The following is a 16,687-nucleotide window of genomic DNA, read 5'->3' on the forward strand; positions in this document are numbered from 1 at the left end:
AACACCACCACCCCGCCGGGTTGGTCGGGTTCACAGATCCTCGGACCCGAGCAGCATCTCCGACAGACCCTTGCCCGCCTTGACCATGGGCCAGACGTTCTCGGTCGGGTCGGTCCGCACGTCCAGGAAGACGGTGCGGTCCTTCAGACGCATCATTTCCTTGAGGGCCGGTTCGATCTCCGAGGGCTTCTCGATCTTGATGCCCACGTGACCATAGGCCTCGGCCAGCTTCACGAAGTCCGGCAGCGCGTCCATGTAGCTGCTGGAGTAGCGGCCCTCGTAGTCCAGCTCCTGCCACTGGCGCACCATGCCCAGGTAGCGGTTGTTCAACGCGATGATCTTCACCGGCGTCTTGTACTGCTGGCAGGTGGAGAGCTCCTGGATGCACATCTGGATCGAGCCTTCGCCGGTGATGCAGAACACATCCGACTGCGGCTTGGCCAGCTTGATGCCCATCGCATAGGGCAGACCCACGCCCATGGTGCCCAGACCACCGGAGTTGATCCAGCGCCGTGGCTCGTCGAAGCGGTAGTACTGGGCCGCCCACATCTGGTGCTGGCCCACGTCCGAGGTGATGTAGGTGTCGGTGCCGCGGGTCATCTCCCACAGGGCCTCGACGACCTGCTGTGGCTTGATGACGTCCGGGCTGGTGCGGTAGGCCAGGCACTCGCGGCGGCGCCACTCGTTGATCTGGCTCCACCACTGGGAGATCACCGCGGTGTCGGGTTTCTGCTGGGCTTCCTTGATCTGGGCGATCAGCTCCTGCAGCACATCCTTCACGTCGCCGACGATGGGGATGTCCACCTTGACCCGCTTGGAGATCGACGAGGGGTCGATGTCGATGTGGATGATCTTGCGCTCCACCGAGGCGAAGTGCTTGGGGTTGCCGATCACCCGGTCATCGAAGCGCGCGCCCACAGCCAGCAGCACATCGCAGTTCTGCATGGTCATGTTGGCTTCGTAGGTACCGTGCATGCCGGGCATGCCCAGGAACTTCGGGTCCGAGGCCGGCGTGGCGCCCAGGCCCATCAGCGTGTTCGTGACCGGGAAGCCCAGCATGTCGCACAGCTGGCGCAGTTCGGCCGAGGCCTCACCCAGGATGACGCCGCCACCCGAATAGATGTAGGGTCGCTTGGCGTTCAGCAGCAGTTGCACCGCCTTGCGGATCTGCCCCCCATGCCCCTTCTTGACGGGGTTGTAGGAGCGCATCTCGACGTGCTCGGGATAGTGGAAGTGCGCCGTCTTCAGCGAGACGTCCTTGGGGATGTCCACCACCACCGGGCCGGGACGACCGGTGCGCGCGATGTGGAAGGCCTTCTTGATGGTCATCGCCAGGTCACGCACATCCTTCACGAGGAAGTTGTGCTTGACCACCGGACGGGTGATGCCCACCGTGTCGCATTCCTGGAAGGCGTCCAGGCCGATGGCCGCCGTGGGCACCTGACCGGTGATGATCACCAGGGGGATGGAATCCATGTAGGCGGTGGCAATGCCGGTGACGGCATTGGTCACACCCGGGCCGGAGGTGACCAGGGCCACACCGACGTCACCCGTGGCACGGGCATAGCCGTCGGCGGCATGGACAGCGGCCTGTTCATGACGGACCAGCACGTGCTGGATGCTGTCCTGCTGGTACAGCGCGTCGTAGATGTACAGGACCGAGCCACCCGGGTAACCCCAGATGTGCTTGACGCCCTCGGCCTGCAGGCAGCGCACGAGGATCTGGGAGCCGTTGAGCTCCTTGGGGGAGGAAGAAGACGTGGAGGAAGCGTTCGGAGAGGTGGCGCGCCCATCGGAGGGGGCGGCACGCTTGACGTCCGCGGCAGACATGTTCATTTTCGAACCTCTGTGAATTTCTCTGACGAAAAACCTTCGGTGCCCCTCCCCGCGCCCTTGTGAGGCGGGATCGGAACCTGCGCGATCAACAACTGCCGACACCCGCTGTCGGGGCGGCCTGAGGACCCATTCGCAATAGTGCGATTCCTTATTATGGCATCAACCCGAACCGGTTCCGCAGCGCACCCCACTGCCGATGACATAATCCGCGGTTCTCAGCCCGGTCGATCCGCCTTTCAGGCCGGTGAGGTCCCATCTTGGCCACCGACAAAGAACTTTCCGACTTCCTGGTCAGCGTCGAGAAACGCGCCTTCAAACGCACGGTCTACACGGTGCGTGACGAGGATGCTGCCCTGGACATCGTCCAGGACGCCATGATCCGTCTGGCCGAGAAGTACGCGACCCGTCCGGTGGCCGAATTCCCGATGCTGTTCCAGCGCATCCTGTCCAACGCGACGATGGACTGGTTCCGCCGACGCAAGGTGCGGCAGGCCGTCGAACAGAACATGTCCGACTTCGAAGGTGCCGACTCGGGAGATGGCGCGGACTTCGACCTGCTGGAAATGCTGGAAACCGTCGAAGGCAGTCTGGGTGCCGAAAGTGCCGCGGACACCGTCGGACGGGAACAGATCCTGCTCAAGATCGAGCAGGAGGTGGCCCAACTGCCCGCCCGTCAACGGGAAGCCTTTCTCCTGCGTTACTGGGAAGAACTTGATGTGGCCGAAACGGCCAGTGTGATGGGATGCTCTGAAGGCAGTGTGAAAACCCACTGCTCCCGGGCCGTGCATGCACTGGCCAAATCGCTCAAAGCCAAAGGTATTGCGCCGTGAACACCCGCTCCATTGCCCCGCAGCGGCTCCCCCAGGATGCCGCCAACCTGGAACTCCGGTTTGGCCTGCGCGTCGGTGCGGCCCTGTCCGAGCGCAGCGCCACACCGGGTCACGATGTGTTCGAGCGCCTGCGGGTGGCCCGCGAGCAGGCGCTGGCCCGCGCGCGCGAGGCCCGCGCCGCCCTGCCCGCCCGTCAGGCGAAGGAAGCCGGCAGCGTGCTGGTGCAGAGCCAGGGCACCCTGGCCTTGGGGGGCTCGCCGCTGTCCGAGGGGTTCCGCTGGTGGGCGCCGCTGGCCTCCCTGGTGCCGCTGCTGCTGCTGGTGCTGGGCTTGGTTCTGATCGACCAGTGGCATGACCGCCTGCAGACCGCCACGGTCGCCGAGGTCGATTCGGCCCTGCTGTCGGACGACCTGCCGCCCGACGCCTACACCGACCCCGGCTTCAGCGAATTCCTGAAGGCCCCGGAGCAGCACTGACCCCCACTCGATGACGCCCGCCCTCTTCTCCCGACGGTTGCAGCGCCAGGCGCTGGGTGTGGCCCTGTGCCTGCTCGCCAGCGCCTGCGTCTGGGCCCAGCCGGCCTCGGCCGCGGCGGGCGTGCGCTGGCAGGAACTCCCCCCGGCGCAGCAGCGCGCCCTGGCCCCGCTGGCCCATGACTGGGACCAACTGCCCGAGGAGCGCCAACGCAAGTGGCAGGATGTGGCCCGCCGTTTCGACCACATGACGCCGGCCCAGCGGCAGCGCGTCCAGCAACGCATGACCGAATGGGCCCGGATGAGCCCCCAGGAGCGGGACCGGGCCAGGTTGAATTACCAGAAGGCGCAGGAGCTCTCGGCCAGCGAACGGCAATCCCGCTGGGAGGCCTATCAGGCGCTCAGCCCCGAGCAGCGCAAGGCCCTGGCCGCCAAGGCCAAGCCCGCCTCGGCCACCGGCGACGCGAACGCCCTGCGCAAGCTGCGCCGGGCACCGGTGGATGCCCTGGCCCCCAAGTCCAACATCGTCAGCCCCACCAAGGGGCCTGGCACGGCACCCCGGTCGGTGTCGCCGGTGATGGTGCAAGGCCGGCCCGGCGCCAGCACCTCCCTGGTGAACGAGCGGATGAAGCCCCCCGCCCACCAGCCGGCGGGACAACCCAAGATCACCGCCTCGCCGTCCCAGGTCGATCGGCACACCCTGCTGCCTCGCCAGCCGCAGCCCCCCGCCGCGGTCAAGCCGGGGCAGGCCCCGACCGGCCCAGGCGCCAAACCTTGAAGATGCCGACACAGCGCGCCGCCGAACCCGCTCCCGGCAACCCAACCGGCCCGTTGACCACGCCATCGATCCAGCGGCGCCTGGCCGCCTTCGTCTACGAAGGAGTGCTGCTGTTTGGCGTGCTGTTCGTCGCCGGATGGCTGTATTCCACCCTCACCCAACTGAAGGATCCCGGGCGGCAAGGCACGCTGGGCCTGCAGTTGTTCCTTCTGCTGGTGTTGGGGGTGTATTTCGTCTGGTTCTGGAGCCGCGGTGGCCAGACGGTGGCCATGAAGGCCTGGCACATCCGGTTGGTGGATCGCCAGGGCCGCCCCGTCAGCCAGGTCCGCGCGCTGGCCCGTTTCGCCCTGGCCTGGCTCTGGTTTGTGCCCGCACTGCTGACGGCCAAGATGGCCGGCCTGCATGGCGGGGCCCTGTTCGGCCTGCTGTTCGTCGGCGTGCTGGCCTATGCCGCGCTGGCGCGGCTGCACCCGGACCGGCAGTTCTGGCACGACGCTGCCTGCGGCACGCGTCTGGTGGACTGGCGCCCGGCCCGATGACCTCGCCCTTCCAGCGCCGCACCGGCCTGTCCCGCATCCTCCACGCCTTCGGCTATTCGCTGGCCGGGCTGGCATCCGCCCTGCGCAGCGAAAGCGCCTTCCGCCAGGAAACCGCCCTGGCCGTGGTCCTGCTGCCCGCCGCTTTTTGGCTGGGTCGCGGCTGGGTCGAGATCGGCCTGCTGGCCGGCTCGGTCATCCTGGTGTTGGTGGTGGAACTGCTGAACACCGCGGTGGAGTCCGCCATCGACCGGATCGGACCGGAGCGGCATGAACTCTCCGCCCGCGCCAAGGACCTGGGCAGCGCCGCCGTGCTGCTGAGCCTGCTGCTCGCAGGGGGTCTGTGGACGGGCGCCCTGTGGCAACGTTTTGGAGGCAGCGGCGCATGAGCCAGCGACCGTTCTCGGTGTGCGTGTACTGTGGCTCCCGTCCTGGCAGCCAGGCGGTCTACGCGGACAGCGCCAAGCGCCTGGGCACCGAACTGGGGCGGCGAGGCTGGCGCCTGGTCTACGGCGGCGGGCACGTCGGGCTGATGGGCATCGTGGCCGATGCCGCCCTGGCAGCCGGCGCGCCCGTGCTGGGCGTCATCCCGCAGCGCCTGCAGGCCCGCGAGGTGGGCCACCGGGGTCTGACCGAGCTGGTGGTGGTGGACAACATGCACCAGCGCAAGCAACGCATGGCCGAGGAGGCTGACGCCTTCATCGCGCTGCCGGGCGGGCTGGGCACCTTCGAGGAACTCTTCGAGGTGTGGACCTGGCACCACCTGGGCTACCACAGCAAGCCCATCGGCCTGCTGAACGTGGCCGGCTTCTACCAGCCGCTGCTGGATTTCATGGCCGCGGCCCACAACCAGGGCTTTATCGACGCCAGCCAGCAACAGGCGCTGACGGTGGATGACACCCCTGGCCGCCTGCTGGACCGCATCGCCGCCCGCGCCGGCCTGCCGGGGCAACCCTCAGGCACCGAGGACTACTCCGCCATCTGAGGCGGCGTCAGGCTCAGACCGCGTTCGCGTCCGTCTCGCCGGTGCGGATGCGCACCACCTGCTCCACGGCCGTGACGAAGATCTTGCCGTCGCCGATCTTGCCGGTCTTGGCCGCCTTCACGATGGCATCGATGGCGTGGTCGAGGTCCTCGTCGCGGACAACGACCTCGACCTTCACCTTGGGCAGGAAGTCCACCACGTATTCGGCGCCGCGGTAGAGCTCGGTGTGGCCCTTCTGGCGACCGAAACCCTTCACCTCGGTCACGGTCAGGCCCGACACCCCCACGCTGGCCAGTGCCTCGCGCACTTCTTCCAGCTTGAAAGGCTTGATGATGGCGGTGATCTGCTTCATGTGTGTTCTCCGTGTGGGGGATGCGCGGATGCGTGTTGCGCAGATTTAAGCACGGAACTTCGACGTGATCGGATAGCGCCAATCCCGCCCGAATGCCCTGTGGGTGATTCGGATGCCCACCGGCGCCTGGCGGCGCTTGTACTCGTTGATCTTGATGAGCCGGGTGACCCTTTCGACATCGGCACGCGCAAAGCCCGCCGCGACGATCTCCTCGATGCCCTGGTCCTCTTCCATGTAGCGCGCCAGGATGGCGTCCAGCACCTCGTAGGGCGGCAGGCTGTCCTGGTCGGTCTGGTCCGGCCGCAGTTCGGCCGAGGGCGGCCGGGTGATGATGCGCTCCGGGATCACCGGCCCGATGCTGCCATCGGCGCGCCGGGTCGGCTGGCGGTTCTTCCACTCGGCCAGACGGTAGACCAGGGTCTTGGCCACGTCCTTGATGACGGCGAAGCCGCCCGCCATGTCGCCGTAGAGCGTGCAGTAGCCGGTGGCCATCTCGCTCTTGTTGCCGGTGGTCAGCACGATGGACCCGGTCTTGTTCGACAGGGCCATCAGCAGGGTGCCGCGGATGCGGGCCTGGATGTTCTCCTCGGTCGTGTCCTCCGGCAGGCCGGCGAACTGGGCCGCCAGCGCCTGCTTGAAACCGTCGAACACCGGGGAAATGGCGATCTCGTCGTAACGCACGCCCAGGCGCTCGGCCATGTCGCGGGCGTCCAGCCAGGAAATGTCCGCCGTGTAGGGCGAGGGCATCATCACCGCCCGCACCTTGTCGGCCCCCAGGGCGTCCACCGCAATGGCCAGCACCAGGGCCGAATCGATGCCACCGGACAAGCCGATGATGGCGCCGGGAAAGCCGTTCTTGCCGATGTAGTCGCGCACACCCATCACCAAGGCCTGCCAGGCCTGGCCCTCCAGCGGCGGCAGGGGGGCCAGCGGGCCGCTGACACGGCCATCGGCGCTCACCGTCACCACCAGCGTGGCCGGCTCGAAGCTGGGCGCGCGGGCGCCCACCAGGCCCTGGGCATCCAGCGCGAAGGAGGCGCCGTCGAACACCACCTCGTCCTGGCCACCGACCAGGTGGGCATAGAGCAAGGGCAGACCCACCGCGCGCGCGCGCTGGGCCATGCGCGACTCGCGCTCGCCGTGCTTGTCCAGATGGAAGGGCGAGGCGTTGAGCACGCAAAGAACCTGGGCGCCAGCGGCCTTGGCGGCCTGGGCCGGCTCGTCGAACCAGGCATCCTCGCAGATCAACAGGCCGCAGCGCAGCCCGCCCACCTCGAAGACGACCGGCCCGCAGCCGGCATCCCGCCCGGAGGCGAAATAGCGTCGTTCGTCGAAGACCTGGTAGTTGGGCAGCTCGCGCTTGCAGTAGGTGGCCAACACCCGTCCCCCTGCCAACACCGAGGCCGCATTGAAGCGCCGCGGCAGGGAATAGGACTTCGACCTAACATCCTCCTGAGCATCCCAGTCCTGCGGGTGGCCGACGACCACGTGCAAGCCGGCGCAATCGGCCAGCTCGGCCGCCAGCTCGCGCAGGGTGCGGGCGCAGGCCGCCATGAAGGCCGGGCGCAGCAGCAGGTCCTCGGGCGGGTAGCCCGTCAGCGCCAGCTCGGGCGCCAGCACCAGCTGGGCGCCCTGCGCATGGGCCTCGCGGGCAGCCTGGGCGATCAGGCGGGCATTGCCGGCCAGGTCGCCGACGGTGGCGTTGATCTGGGCCAGGGCGACGGAAAGGGAGACCGGAGAGGACATGGCAGACGAGGGAAAAGACGCGTCGGATTATCACATCGGGGTTCATGCCCATCCCGACGAACTGGACGCCATCGCGTGGGACGCCCTGCTCGCGCAGCAGGCCCGGCCCACGCCCTTCATGCGCCATGCCTATCTGCGCGCCCTGGTGGCGTCCGGCAGCGCCACGGCGGACACCGGCTGGGCGCCCGTCTTCTTCAGCCTGCACCGGGCAGGCCGCCTGGTGGGCGCCACGGCTGCCTGGCTGAAGAGCCACTCCTATGGCGAGTACGTCTTCGACTGGGCCTGGGCCGATGCCTATGCCCGCCATGGGCTGGACTACTACCCCAAGCTGCTCGACGCCGTGCCTTTCACGCCGGTGCCGGGCAGCCGCTTGCTGGCCGAAGACGACACGGCCCGCCGCCTGCTGCTGCGCACCCTGCGGCAGTGGGCCCAGCAGACCGGGCTGTCCTCGGCCCATCTGCTCTTCCTGGACGAGGACGAGCAAGCCCTCGCCCAGGCGGAGGGCTACATGCTGCGCCAGGGGGTGCAGTTCCACTGGCACAACCGGCCCGACACGCCCTACGCGGATTTCGCCGAATTCCTGGCCACTCTGCAGCGCGAGAAGCGCAAGAAGATCCAGCAGGAGCGCCGCAAGGTGGAAGCCAGCGGCGTGCAGTTCCGGGTGCGGGAGGGCACGCAGATCAGCGAAGCCGACTGGGACTTCTTCCACCACTGCTACCGCCTCACCTACCGGGCGCACCGGTCCACGCCCTACCTGAGCCGGGACTTCTTCACCCGCATGGCCCGCGAGTTGCCGGCCCACTGGCTGATGTTCATCGCCGAGCGTGCCGGCGCGCCGGTGGCGGTGTCCCTCCTGGCCATCGACCGCGCCCGCGGCGCCGCCTGGGGCCGCTACTGGGGCGCCACCGAGACGATCGACTGCCTGCACTTCGAGGCCTGCTACTACCAGCCCCTGGCCTGGTGCATCGACCAGGGCTTCCGGCGCTTCGAAGGCGGTGCCCAGGGCGAGCACAAGATGGCCCGGGGCCTCTTGCCGGTGCGCACCGCCTCCGCCCATTGGCTGGCCCACCCCGAATTCTCCCGTGCGGTGGAGGACTTCCTGGCCCGGGAGGGCGCGGGCATGGCGGGCTACCTGGACGAGCTGCGCGAACGCAACCCCTTCAAGACGACCACCCCCGAGTGACGCCGCCATGAAAAAAGCCGCCAGGGTGTCCCCGGGCGGCTTTCATCTCGGATCGCGCCAAAGCGCGACCCAGCGCGCATCGATCAGGCCTTGTCGGCGTAGCGCTTGAGACCGTCGGTGATCTCGGTCTTGGCCGCTGCGGCGTCCAGCCAGCCTTCCACCTTCACCCACTTGCCCTTCTCCAGGTCCTTGTAGTGCTCGAAGAAGTGCTGGATCTGCTTGAGCACCAGCTCGTTCAGGTCTTCCAGCTTGGTGATGTGGGCGTGGCTGGGCAGCAGCTTCTCGGTGGGCAGCGCCAGCAGCTTGGCGTCGCCGCCGGCCTCATCGGTCATGTTCAGCATGCCGATGGCACGGCAGGTGACCACCGAGCCCGCCACCAGCGGGAAGGGGGTGATGACCAGCACATCCACCGGGTCGCCGTCGGCTGCCAGGGTCTGGGGGATGAAGCCGTAGTTGCACGGGTAGTGCATGGCCGTGCCCATGAAACGGTCCACGAACAGCGCGCCGGACTCCTTGTCCACCTCGTACTTGACGGGATCGGCGTTGGCCGGGATCTCGATGATGACGTTGAATTGCTCGGGGGCCTTGGCGCCCGGGGTCACATTGTTCAGGCTCATGCTGGTCTCGGTGGTGTGAGGAAGGGAACGGGATTGGGGCGACATTCTACGGATGCCGGCCAACGCCAGCTGACCGGGCCAAGCCACGATATGCTGCGCGCATGCAGCTGCCCTGGCTTGGCGAGCACACCCCCTTCCCCCCCACGCTGGCGGCGCTGGGGCCGGACAGCGACGCCCCGGGCCTGCTGGCGGCCGGCGGCGGGCTGGACGTGCCCCGCCTGCGCGAGGCCTACCGCCATGGCATCTTCCCCTGGTATGGCGAGGGCCAGCCCATCCTGTGGTGGAGCCCGGACCCGCGCATGGTGCTGCCGGTGGACGAGTTCCGCCTGAGCCGCTCGCTGCGCAAGACGATCCAGAAATTCCTGGCCACGCCGGGCTGCGAGATCCGCTTCGACCACGATTTCCGGGCGGTGATCACCGCCTGCGCCCAGACCCCCCGCGAGGGCCAGCCGGGCACCTGGATCGTGCCGGAGATGGTGGAGGCCTACGTCCGGCTGCACCTGGCCGGCCACGCCCACAGCGTGGAAACCTGGATCGACGGCCGGCTGGCCGGCGGGCTCTACGGCATCGGCCTGGGCCGCATGTTCTTCGGCGAATCGATGTTCGCCTGGCGCACCGATGCCTCGAAGATCGCCCTGGCCGCGCTGGTGGCCTTCTGCCGGGCTGAGCAGATCGGGATGATCGACTGCCAGCAGCACACCCAGCACCTGGCCAGCCTGGGCGCGCGCCTGCTGCCCCGCCCCCAGTTCGAGGGCCATCTGGCCGCCACGGTGGATGCGCCACCGCCCTGGCGCTGGTCCTATGATCGGGCCCATTGGGCGCGGCTGGGCATCGCCGTGCCCCCTTCGCTGGCCCAGAACATGCCGTGACCCACCCGAAAGAGCTTCCGTTCTCCTCGCTGCAGTTCTACGCCACGGCGCCCTACCCGTGCAGCTACCTGCCGGACCAGACGGCGCGTTCCCAGGTGGCCACGCCCAGCCACCTGATCCACGCTGAAACCTATTCCGCCCTGGTGGCCTGCGGCTTCCGCCGCAGCGGCCTGTTCACCTACCGCCCCCATTGCGACCAGTGCCAGGCCTGCGTGCCGCTGCGCATCCCGGTGGAGCGCTTCGAGCCCGACCGGAGCCAGCGCCGGGCCCGTGCGGCGCATCAGCAGTTGCGCAGCCGTGTCGCCCGGCTGGGTTTCTCGGAAGAACATTACGCGCTGTATCTGCGTTACCAGGCCGCCCGCCACGCTGGCGGCGGCATGGACCAGGACAGCGTGGACCAGTACACCCAGTTTCTGCTGCAAAGCCGCGTCAACTCCCGCCTGGTGGAGTTCCGGGAGCCAGCCGAACAGGGCCCCGGCGTCCTGCGCATGGTCTCCATCGTCGACATCCTGGCCGATGGCCTGTCGGCGGTCTACACCTTCTACGACCCTGACGCGCCGGGCAGCTACGGCACCTACGGCGTGCTCTGGCAGATCGAGCAGACCCGCCAACTCAAGCTGCCCTACCTCTATCTGGGCTACTGGATCGCCCAGAGCCCGAAGATGGCCTACAAGACCCGTTTTCGCCCCCATCAGCTGCTGGTGGGTGAACGCTGGGTCGATGCCCCACCGGCCGGTCGGTCGGCCCCCACCTGAGCTTCGTCGCCCCGGGCTGCAGTTCGTCGCACGAGCGCTTGCGGCCGAGCGCGTGTCCGCTAGCCTGTCGGCTTCACCCCATCAGGACGTTCACCATGCCCACCCTGTCGCGTCGCCATCTGCTCTCCTTGCCCCTGTTCGCCGCCACCCTGGCCTTGTCGACAGGGGCTCACGCCTGGTCCTGGAGCCCGGTTGGTGCGATCGAAGGCTCCGGCAAGGTGATCGAGGACAGCCGCAGCGTGCCGGCCTTCCAGAAACTGAGACTGGACGGCGGCTTCGATGTCCGGGTGCAGATCGGCGGGCCCGCCAAGGTCGTGGTGCGGGCCGACGACAACCTGCAGCCGCTCATCGTCACCCGCGTGGAAGGCGACACCCTGGTGGTGGGCACCGAGCAGGAGAAGAACGTGCACAGCCGCAGCAAGGTGCTGGTGACGGTCACCACCCCCAGCCTCTCTGCCGCCGCCCTGCGCGGCAGCGGCGACCTGACCATCGACGGCGCACGCGGTGGCCCCTTCGAGCTCTCGCTCAGCGGCTCGGGCGATGTCCGCCTGGGCGGTGCCGACCTGAGCCGGCTGTCGGTGGCGTTGGCCGGCTCGGGCGACGTGCATCTGCAGGGCCGGTCGGAAACCGCCAGCCTCTCGATCGCGGGCTCGGGCGACATCTTCGCCGCGGAACTGCAGACCCGCAGCACCAGGATCAGCATCGCTGGCAGCGGGGATGCTGAAGTGCGGGCCAGCGAGCTGCTGGACGTCAACATCGCCGGCTCCGGCGATGTGCGCTATGCGGGCTCACCACGGGTGCAGCGCCAGCTGGCCGGCTCGGGCGACGTTGCCCCCCTGCATTGACATTGATCTAGCCGCGGGCTCCGCAAGGCCGCGCTGGTTCACAATGCGGTTTTTGACTGGCGGGGGCCCCGGGGTCCCAATCAAGGCCATGAACCGCAACCGTGTTTTCCCGCTTCGCTGGCTGCTGCCGCTGAGCCTGTTCGCACTGGGCGCCTGCACCGCTCCCTCGCCGCACGTGCGTGTCGTGTTCCAGGTGGACGACGCCGGACACTGCCAGATGAACGGCCAGGCCCTGGCCTGTGACCATGCAGGCGCAGAGGCCTCCAGCCACTGGCTGGTGGCGCAGATCCATGCGGTGCTGCTGCCCTCGCCGCACGCCCCCCAGCCAGCGGTGCAGGCCCTGGATGACAGCCTGCGTGCGGCCCATGTGGCCCATGTGCAGTTCGGCGACCCCAGCACGTTCAAGTACGACCCGCACGAGAACGGCTTTCACATCTGACCTCGGCGGCCGCTCCGAGGCGGCTGCCGCGCGTGCATGACCAAACTCCAAGATCTCCGCGTGCGCCGGGTCGGCATCGACACCTGGCGCGAGAATGTCGCCTACCTGCACCGCAACTGCGCCGTCGTGCGCGCTGCCGGCTTCCAGGCCCTGTCCAAGGTGCTGGTCAAGGCCAATGGCGCGGCCATCAACGCCGTGCTCAACGTGGTGGACGACGACTGCATCGTCCAACCCGATGAGCTGGGTCTGTCCGAGGACGCCTTTGCCCGGCTGAACGTGGACGCCGGGCATCCGGCCCATGTCTCACCGGCCGAGCCTCCGCCCTCCCTGCCCGCGCTGCGGCGCAAGATCGCCGGCGAGCGGCTGGACCGCAAGGACCTGCACGCCATCATCCGCGACGTGGCCCAGGCCCGCTACTCCAAGATCGAGCTGGCCGCCTTCGTGGTGGCCACCAACGGCTACGACCTGGAGCGCGACGAGGTGCTCTACCTCACCGAGGCCATGATCGACGTCGGACGCCGCCTGGACTGGCAGCACGCGGTGCGCGGCGGCCCGGTGGTGGACAAGCACTGCATCGGCGGCATTCCGGGCAACCGCACCTCGATGCTGGTGGTGCCCATCGTCACCGCCCACGGCATGCTGTGCCCCAAGACCAGCTCGCGCGCCATCACCTCGCCGGCCGGCACGGCCGATACGATGGAGGTGCTGGCCGAGGTGGAACTGCCCTTCGAGCGCCTGCGCCACATCGTGCGCGACACCAACGGCTGCCTGGCCTGGGGCGGCACGGCCGGCCTGTCCCCGGCGGACGACATCCTGATCTCGGTGGAGCGACCGCTGGCCATCGATTCCCCCGGCCAGATGGTGGCCTCCATCCTCAGCAAGAAGATCGCCGCCGGTTCCACCCATCTGGTGCTGGACATCCCGGTGGGACCCACCGCCAAGGTGCGCTCCATCGACGCCGCACAGCGGCTGCGCAAGCTGTTCGAATATGTGGCGGGCGCACTGAACCTGCACCTGGACGTGATGATCACCGACGGCAGCCAGCCCATCGGCCGCGGCATCGGCCCGGTGCTGGAGGCGCGCGACGTGATGCAGGTGCTGCGCAACGAACCCGAGGCCCCCATGGACCTGCGCGAAAAGGCCCTGCGCCTGGCCGGCCGGGTGATCGAGTTCGACCCCGATGTGCGGGGCGGCGACGGCTGGCGCATCGCGCGCGACATCCTCGAATCGGGTCGCGCCCTGGCGCAGATGGAGGCCCTGATCGACGCCCAGGGGCGCCGCACCAGCCCCCCCACCCTGGGCGAGCTGACCCACGAAGTCTGCGCCCCGCAGGCCGGCGTGGTCCGGGCCATCGACAACCTGCAACTGGCCCAGGTGGCCCGCCTGGCCGGCGCCCCCCAGGTGCCCGGTGCCGGCGTGGACCTGCTGTGCAAGGTGGGCGATGCGGTGCAGGCCGGCGCGCCGCTGTACCGCATCCATGCCCAGTACCCGGCGGACCTGGGCTTCGCCCGTGACCGTTCGGGCCGCGACAGCGGCTACACCGTGGGGGCGGCATGAGTCCGCGCTGGCCCTCCGCCACGGCCGTCCTGGCCTTCGAGGACGAGCAGCGCCCCGCCCAGGCCCTGGCCACGGCCCTGGGGCTGCCCTTGCGCCTCGTCCAGCGCCACCGCTTTCCCGACGGCGAACTCAAACTGACCCTGCCCACGCCACTGCAGGGCACGGTGCTGCTGTACCGCAGTCTGCACCAGCCCAACGAGAAGCTGGTGGAGTTGCTGATCAGCGCGCCCGCCGCACGGGCACTCGGTGCCGAGCGCCTGCTGCTGGTCTGCCCCTATCTGGCCTACATGCGCCAGGACATCGCCTTCCACCCGGGCGAGGCAGTGAGTCAGCGCCACATCGCCGGCCTGCTGGCCGGGCACTTCGACGGCCTGGTGACGGTGGACCCGCACCTGCATCGCATCGCCTCGCTGGACGAGGTGATGCCCGGCTGCCGCGCGGTCTCGTTGTCCGCCGCCGGGCTGCTGGGCCGCTGGGTCTGCCAGCACGTGGGGCAGCCGCTGCTGCTGGGCCCGGACGGCGAAGCCGAGCAATGGGTGCGCGAGGCGGCTTCCGCTTCGGGCTGCGACGGCGCCTGGTGCCTGAAGGAGCGGCATGGCGACCGCGAGGTGACGGTGCGCCTGCCCGAGGGCATCGACTTCCGCGGATGCGCCGTGGTGCTGATCGACGACATGGCCAGCACCGGCCGCACCCTGGTGGCCGCGGCTCGGCTGGCCCTGGCCGCCGGTGCCGCCTCGGTGGACGTGGCCGTGACCCACGGCCTGTTCGTCGGTGAGGCCATGGCCGAACTGGCGGCGGCCGGCGTTCGCCATGTCTGGAGCAGCGACTGCGTACCGCACACCAGCAATGCCATTCCCATGGCACCGCTGCTGGCGCAAGGGGTGGAAACGGTGCTGGCCGGCTGATCCCGCCCCGGGGGCCGCGCGCACGCCCCCCCCAGAAACAACAACACCCCGGCGCCTGAGGCTGCGGGGTGCGTTGAAAGACTGGAGACTTTGGTGGGCGGTGCAGGGTTCGAACCTGCGACCCCTGCCGTGTGAAGGCAGTGCTCTACCGCTGAGCTAACCGCCCGGTCTGCGGGTCTGGCTGAAGCGAATCTGGTGGGCGGTGCAGGGTTCGAACCTGCGACCCCTGCCGTGTGAAGGCAGTGCTCTACCACTGAGCTAACCGCCCGGCTGCTACCTCCGGGTCGACTGATTCAGTCAGGCCCTTCGGATCGCGAACAACCGCTTCAGCAAGAAGTCGTTCCCGGGAAAGTCTGCCATTATGCCATGGCCTTTTCCCACAGGGCAAGCACTTCGCCGGTTTTGTCGATGGACTTCATCACTTCGGCGTGGGCGGCCAGCTCGGCATCGGCCACGGCCACCAGCGGCAGGGCAAAGCTCGACAGGTCCTGCGAGCCCAGTTCCAGCGTGGGGCCGTCCCCCCCCTCGCTGGCGTCGATCACCAGGCTGCCCTGCCCGCGGGTCATGCGGATGTAGACCTCGGCCAGCAGTTCCGCGTCCAGCAAGGCGCCGTGCAGGGTCCGGCTGGAGTTGTCCACCTCCAGGCGCTTGCACAGCGCGTCCAGCGAGTTGCTCTTGCCGGGGAACATGTCCCGGGCCATCAGCAGCGAGTCGGTGACCGAGGCCACATGGGCGTGGAACAGCGGCTTGCCGATGCGCTTGAGCTCGGCGTCTAGGAAGCCCACGTCGAAGGCCGCGTTGTGGATGATGATCTCGGCCCCGGCCCAGTAGGCGATCAGGTCGTCCGCCACCGCCGAGAACAGGGGCTTGTCGGCCAGGAACTCGTCGGTCAGGCCGTGCACCCGCACCGCCTCCTCGTTGTTCTTGCGCTCCGGGTTCAGGTAGAAGTGGCGGTTGTTGCCGGTCAGCCGCCGGTTGACCATCTCCACGCAGCCGATTTCGACGATGCGGTCCCCGCTGTCGGGCGACAGGCCGGTGGTTTCCGTGTCCAGGAAGATCTGTCTCATGCGCGGGCTCCGGTGGATCCGACAGGACGGGCCCGGCGGGTGGCCCAGGCCCAGACCAGGGCGCCACCGACGATCATCGGCACGCACAGCCACTGGCCCATGCTCAGCCCGGTGGTGGCCGGCAGGTCACGCAGGAAGGAATCAGGCTCGCGGAAGTACTCGGCGATGAAGCGGAAGCAGCCGTAGCCCATCAGGAAGGCCCCCGACACCTGCCCGGCCCAGCGCGGCTTGCTGCCGTACCACCACAGCAGCGCGAACAGCAACACCCCCTCCATGCCGAACTCGTAAAGCTGGGAGGGATGACGGGGCAGCGGCGAGCCAGACTGCGGGAACACCATGCCCCAGGGCAGCGAGGGGTCGGCAAAACGACCCCAGAGCTCTCCGTTGATGAAGTTGCCGATGCGTCCACTGGCCAGGCCGGTGGGCACGCAGGGGGCGATCAGGTCGGTCACGTCCCAGAACGAGCGCTTGCGCAGCCAGCCGAACAGGGCCATCGCCGCCGTCACGCCCAGCAGCCCACCGTGGAAGGACATGCCACCCTTCCAGACCGAGAAGATCTCCAGCGGGTTGGCCAGGTAGAAGGCGGGCTTGTAGAACAGCACATAGCCCAGGCGACCGCCCAGCACCACGCCCAGCACGCCGAAGAACAGCAGGTCTTCGACGTCGCGCGCGGTCCAGCCAGCGTCGGCGAACCAGGGCTTGCGCACCCGCAGCCGGGCCAGCCAGAGGAACAGCCCGAACGCCACCAGGTAGGTGATGCCATACCAGTGGATCTGGACGGGGATGCCAAAACGCGTCAGGTCGAGCGCGATGGGGTTGAACTGCGGGTGAATCAGCATGGGGCGGCATCATAAGCGTCCCGGCTGCGCGAAAATACGACGGCTGTGCGGCAACCCTGCCCGCAGCGTGACCGC

General features: G+C 68.6%; 19 protein-coding genes and 2 tRNA genes. 13 read left to right on the forward strand and 8 right to left on the reverse strand.

Features of this window, described 5'->3' with window-relative positions:
• Positions 1-30: 30 nt before the first annotated feature.
• On the reverse strand, positions 31-1,836 hold the full coding sequence (locus tag LRM40_RS11310) for an acetolactate synthase 3 catalytic subunit (RefSeq protein ID WP_151124161.1): 1,806 nt from the start codon (positions 1,834-1,836) through the stop codon (positions 31-33).
• 257 nt (positions 1,837-2,093) lie between these two features.
• Here LRM40_RS11310 and LRM40_RS11315 point away from each other — a divergent pair, with 257 nt between their 5' ends.
• From LRM40_RS11315 to LRM40_RS11340, 6 genes are read left to right on the forward strand one after another with little or no spacing between them, the layout of a single operon-like run.
• Entirely contained in the window at positions 2,094-2,666 is a 573-nt protein-coding gene (locus tag LRM40_RS11315; protein WP_151124160.1) for an RNA polymerase sigma factor, read from the forward strand.
• On the forward strand, positions 2,663-3,142 hold the full coding sequence (locus LRM40_RS11320) for a DUF3619 family protein (protein ID WP_231067514.1): 480 nt from the start codon (positions 2,663-2,665) through the stop codon (positions 3,140-3,142). The genes LRM40_RS11315 and LRM40_RS11320 overlap by 4 nt, the downstream gene beginning before the upstream one ends.
• Before the next feature lie 10 nt (positions 3,143-3,152).
• Positions 3,153-3,917, forward strand: a complete 765-nt coding sequence (locus LRM40_RS11325) for a DUF3106 domain-containing protein (RefSeq protein WP_151124159.1) — start codon at positions 3,153-3,155, stop codon at positions 3,915-3,917.
• 2 nt (positions 3,918-3,919) lie between these two features.
• On the forward strand, positions 3,920-4,456 hold the full coding sequence (locus tag LRM40_RS11330) for an RDD family protein (protein ID WP_151124181.1): 537 nt from the start codon (positions 3,920-3,922) through the stop codon (positions 4,454-4,456).
• The gene (locus LRM40_RS11335; protein ID WP_151124158.1) at positions 4,453-4,842 is read left to right on the forward strand and encodes a diacylglycerol kinase; all 390 of its coding nucleotides are present in this window, start codon (positions 4,453-4,455) and stop codon (positions 4,840-4,842) included. Before LRM40_RS11330 ends, LRM40_RS11335 begins: the two co-directional genes overlap by 4 nt.
• On the forward strand, positions 4,839-5,438 hold the full coding sequence (locus LRM40_RS11340) for an LOG family protein (protein WP_151124157.1): 600 nt from the start codon (positions 4,839-4,841) through the stop codon (positions 5,436-5,438). Before LRM40_RS11335 ends, LRM40_RS11340 begins: the two co-directional genes overlap by 4 nt.
• A gap of 13 nt (positions 5,439-5,451) precedes the next feature.
• Here LRM40_RS11340 and LRM40_RS11345 read toward each other — a convergent pair whose 3' ends face one another.
• The gene (locus LRM40_RS11345; RefSeq protein WP_022979240.1) at positions 5,452-5,790 is read right to left on the reverse strand and encodes a P-II family nitrogen regulator; all 339 of its coding nucleotides are present in this window, start codon (positions 5,788-5,790) and stop codon (positions 5,452-5,454) included.
• Between the two features lie 45 nt (positions 5,791-5,835).
• Positions 5,836-7,536 (reverse strand): NAD+ synthase, encoded by a 1,701-nt coding sequence (locus tag LRM40_RS11350; protein WP_151124156.1) that lies wholly within the window; start codon positions 7,534-7,536, stop codon positions 5,836-5,838.
• Between LRM40_RS11350 and LRM40_RS11355 the strand changes: the two genes are divergently transcribed.
• Positions 7,535-8,719: a GNAT family N-acetyltransferase gene (locus LRM40_RS11355; RefSeq protein ID WP_151124155.1), complete on the forward strand. Its 1,185-nt coding sequence runs from the start codon at positions 7,535-7,537 to the stop codon at positions 8,717-8,719. The two genes, LRM40_RS11350 and LRM40_RS11355, sit on opposite strands and share 2 nt — an antisense overlap.
• Before the next feature lie 83 nt (positions 8,720-8,802).
• On the opposite strand, the gene ppa is transcribed toward LRM40_RS11355, so the two are convergent.
• Positions 8,803-9,336 carry an inorganic diphosphatase gene (gene ppa, locus LRM40_RS11360; RefSeq protein ID WP_151124154.1) on the reverse strand — a complete coding sequence of 178 codons (534 nt, stop codon included), beginning with the start codon at positions 9,334-9,336 and terminating at the stop codon, positions 8,803-8,805.
• Between the two features lie 101 nt (positions 9,337-9,437).
• Here ppa and aat point away from each other — a divergent pair, with 101 nt between their 5' ends.
• The 6 genes from aat to LRM40_RS11390 all read left to right on the forward strand — a co-directional run bounded on the left by aat (position 9,438) and on the right by LRM40_RS11390 (position 14,706).
• On the forward strand, positions 9,438-10,205 hold the full coding sequence (aat, locus tag LRM40_RS11365) for a leucyl/phenylalanyl-tRNA--protein transferase (RefSeq protein ID WP_151124153.1): 768 nt from the start codon (positions 9,438-9,440) through the stop codon (positions 10,203-10,205).
• Positions 10,202-10,960 (forward strand): arginyltransferase, encoded by a 759-nt coding sequence (locus LRM40_RS11370; protein WP_151124152.1) that lies wholly within the window; start codon positions 10,202-10,204, stop codon positions 10,958-10,960. The genes aat and LRM40_RS11370 overlap by 4 nt, the downstream gene beginning before the upstream one ends.
• A 95-nt stretch (positions 10,961-11,055) precedes the next feature.
• On the forward strand, positions 11,056-11,805 hold the full coding sequence (locus LRM40_RS11375) for a head GIN domain-containing protein (protein ID WP_151124151.1): 750 nt from the start codon (positions 11,056-11,058) through the stop codon (positions 11,803-11,805).
• An 88-nt stretch (positions 11,806-11,893) separates the two neighbouring features.
• Positions 11,894-12,244 carry a hypothetical protein gene (locus tag LRM40_RS11380; protein ID WP_151124150.1) on the forward strand — a complete coding sequence of 117 codons (351 nt, stop codon included), beginning with the start codon at positions 11,894-11,896 and terminating at the stop codon, positions 12,242-12,244.
• Between the two features lie 36 nt (positions 12,245-12,280).
• Positions 12,281-13,801 carry a thymidine phosphorylase family protein gene (locus LRM40_RS11385; protein ID WP_151124149.1) on the forward strand — a complete coding sequence of 507 codons (1,521 nt, stop codon included), beginning with the start codon at positions 12,281-12,283 and terminating at the stop codon, positions 13,799-13,801.
• Positions 13,798-14,706, forward strand: a complete 909-nt coding sequence (locus LRM40_RS11390) for a ribose-phosphate diphosphokinase (protein ID WP_151124148.1) — start codon at positions 13,798-13,800, stop codon at positions 14,704-14,706. Before LRM40_RS11385 ends, LRM40_RS11390 begins: the two co-directional genes overlap by 4 nt.
• A 91-nt stretch (positions 14,707-14,797) precedes the next feature.
• On the opposite strand, the gene LRM40_RS11395 is transcribed toward LRM40_RS11390, so the two are convergent.
• The 4 genes from LRM40_RS11395 to lgt all read right to left on the reverse strand — a co-directional run bounded on the left by LRM40_RS11395 (position 14,798) and on the right by lgt (position 16,612).
• Positions 14,798-14,872, reverse strand: a tRNA-Val gene (locus tag LRM40_RS11395).
• A 27-nt stretch (positions 14,873-14,899) separates the two neighbouring features.
• A tRNA-Val gene (locus tag LRM40_RS11400) sits at positions 14,900-14,974 on the reverse strand.
• Between the two features lie 91 nt (positions 14,975-15,065).
• Positions 15,066-15,773, reverse strand: coding sequence for a DNA polymerase III subunit epsilon (dnaQ, locus tag LRM40_RS11405; RefSeq protein ID WP_151124147.1), 708 nt, complete (start codon positions 15,771-15,773; stop codon positions 15,066-15,068).
• A complete protein-coding gene (gene lgt, locus LRM40_RS11410) occupies positions 15,770-16,612 on the reverse strand; it encodes a prolipoprotein diacylglyceryl transferase (RefSeq protein WP_151124146.1) in 843 nt (280 codons plus the stop codon). The genes dnaQ and lgt overlap by 4 nt, the downstream gene beginning before the upstream one ends.
• Between the last annotated feature and the right edge of the window lie 75 nt (positions 16,613-16,687).

The organism is Ideonella dechloratans (genome assembly GCF_021049305.1).
GTDB classification, from domain to species: Bacteria; Pseudomonadota; Gammaproteobacteria; order Burkholderiales; family Burkholderiaceae_C; genus Ideonella; species Ideonella dechloratans.

Coding starts and splice junctions, on each gene's coding strand:
- LRM40_RS11310 (WP_151124161.1), bottom strand. CDS start 1,836: ATGAACATGTCTGCCGCGGACGTCAAGCGTGCCGCCCCCTCCGATGGG.
- LRM40_RS11325 (WP_151124159.1), top strand. CDS start 3,153: ATGACGCCCGCCCTCTTCTCCCGACGGTTGCAGCGCCAGGCGCTGGGT.
- LRM40_RS11330 (WP_151124181.1), top strand. CDS start 3,920: ATGCCGACACAGCGCGCCGCCGAACCCGCTCCCGGCAACCCAACCGGC.
- LRM40_RS11335 (WP_151124158.1), top strand. CDS start 4,453: ATGACCTCGCCCTTCCAGCGCCGCACCGGCCTGTCCCGCATCCTCCAC.
- LRM40_RS11340 (WP_151124157.1), top strand. CDS start 4,839: ATGAGCCAGCGACCGTTCTCGGTGTGCGTGTACTGTGGCTCCCGTCCT.
- LRM40_RS11345 (WP_022979240.1), bottom strand. CDS start 5,790: ATGAAGCAGATCACCGCCATCATCAAGCCTTTCAAGCTGGAAGAAGTG.
- LRM40_RS11355 (WP_151124155.1), top strand. CDS start 7,535: ATGGCAGACGAGGGAAAAGACGCGTCGGATTATCACATCGGGGTTCAT.
- LRM40_RS11350 (WP_151124156.1), bottom strand. CDS start 7,536: ATGTCCTCTCCGGTCTCCCTTTCCGTCGCCCTGGCCCAGATCAACGCC.
- ppa (WP_151124154.1), bottom strand. CDS start 9,336: ATGAGCCTGAACAATGTGACCCCGGGCGCCAAGGCCCCCGAGCAATTC.
- aat (WP_151124153.1), top strand. CDS start 9,438: ATGCAGCTGCCCTGGCTTGGCGAGCACACCCCCTTCCCCCCCACGCTG.
- LRM40_RS11375 (WP_151124151.1), top strand. CDS start 11,056: ATGCCCACCCTGTCGCGTCGCCATCTGCTCTCCTTGCCCCTGTTCGCC.
- LRM40_RS11380 (WP_151124150.1), top strand. CDS start 11,894: ATGAACCGCAACCGTGTTTTCCCGCTTCGCTGGCTGCTGCCGCTGAGC.
- LRM40_RS11385 (WP_151124149.1), top strand. CDS start 12,281: ATGACCAAACTCCAAGATCTCCGCGTGCGCCGGGTCGGCATCGACACC.
- LRM40_RS11390 (WP_151124148.1), top strand. CDS start 13,798: ATGAGTCCGCGCTGGCCCTCCGCCACGGCCGTCCTGGCCTTCGAGGAC.
- dnaQ (WP_151124147.1), bottom strand. CDS start 15,773: ATGAGACAGATCTTCCTGGACACGGAAACCACCGGCCTGTCGCCCGAC.
- lgt (WP_151124146.1), bottom strand. CDS start 16,612: ATGCTGATTCACCCGCAGTTCAACCCCATCGCGCTCGACCTGACGCGT.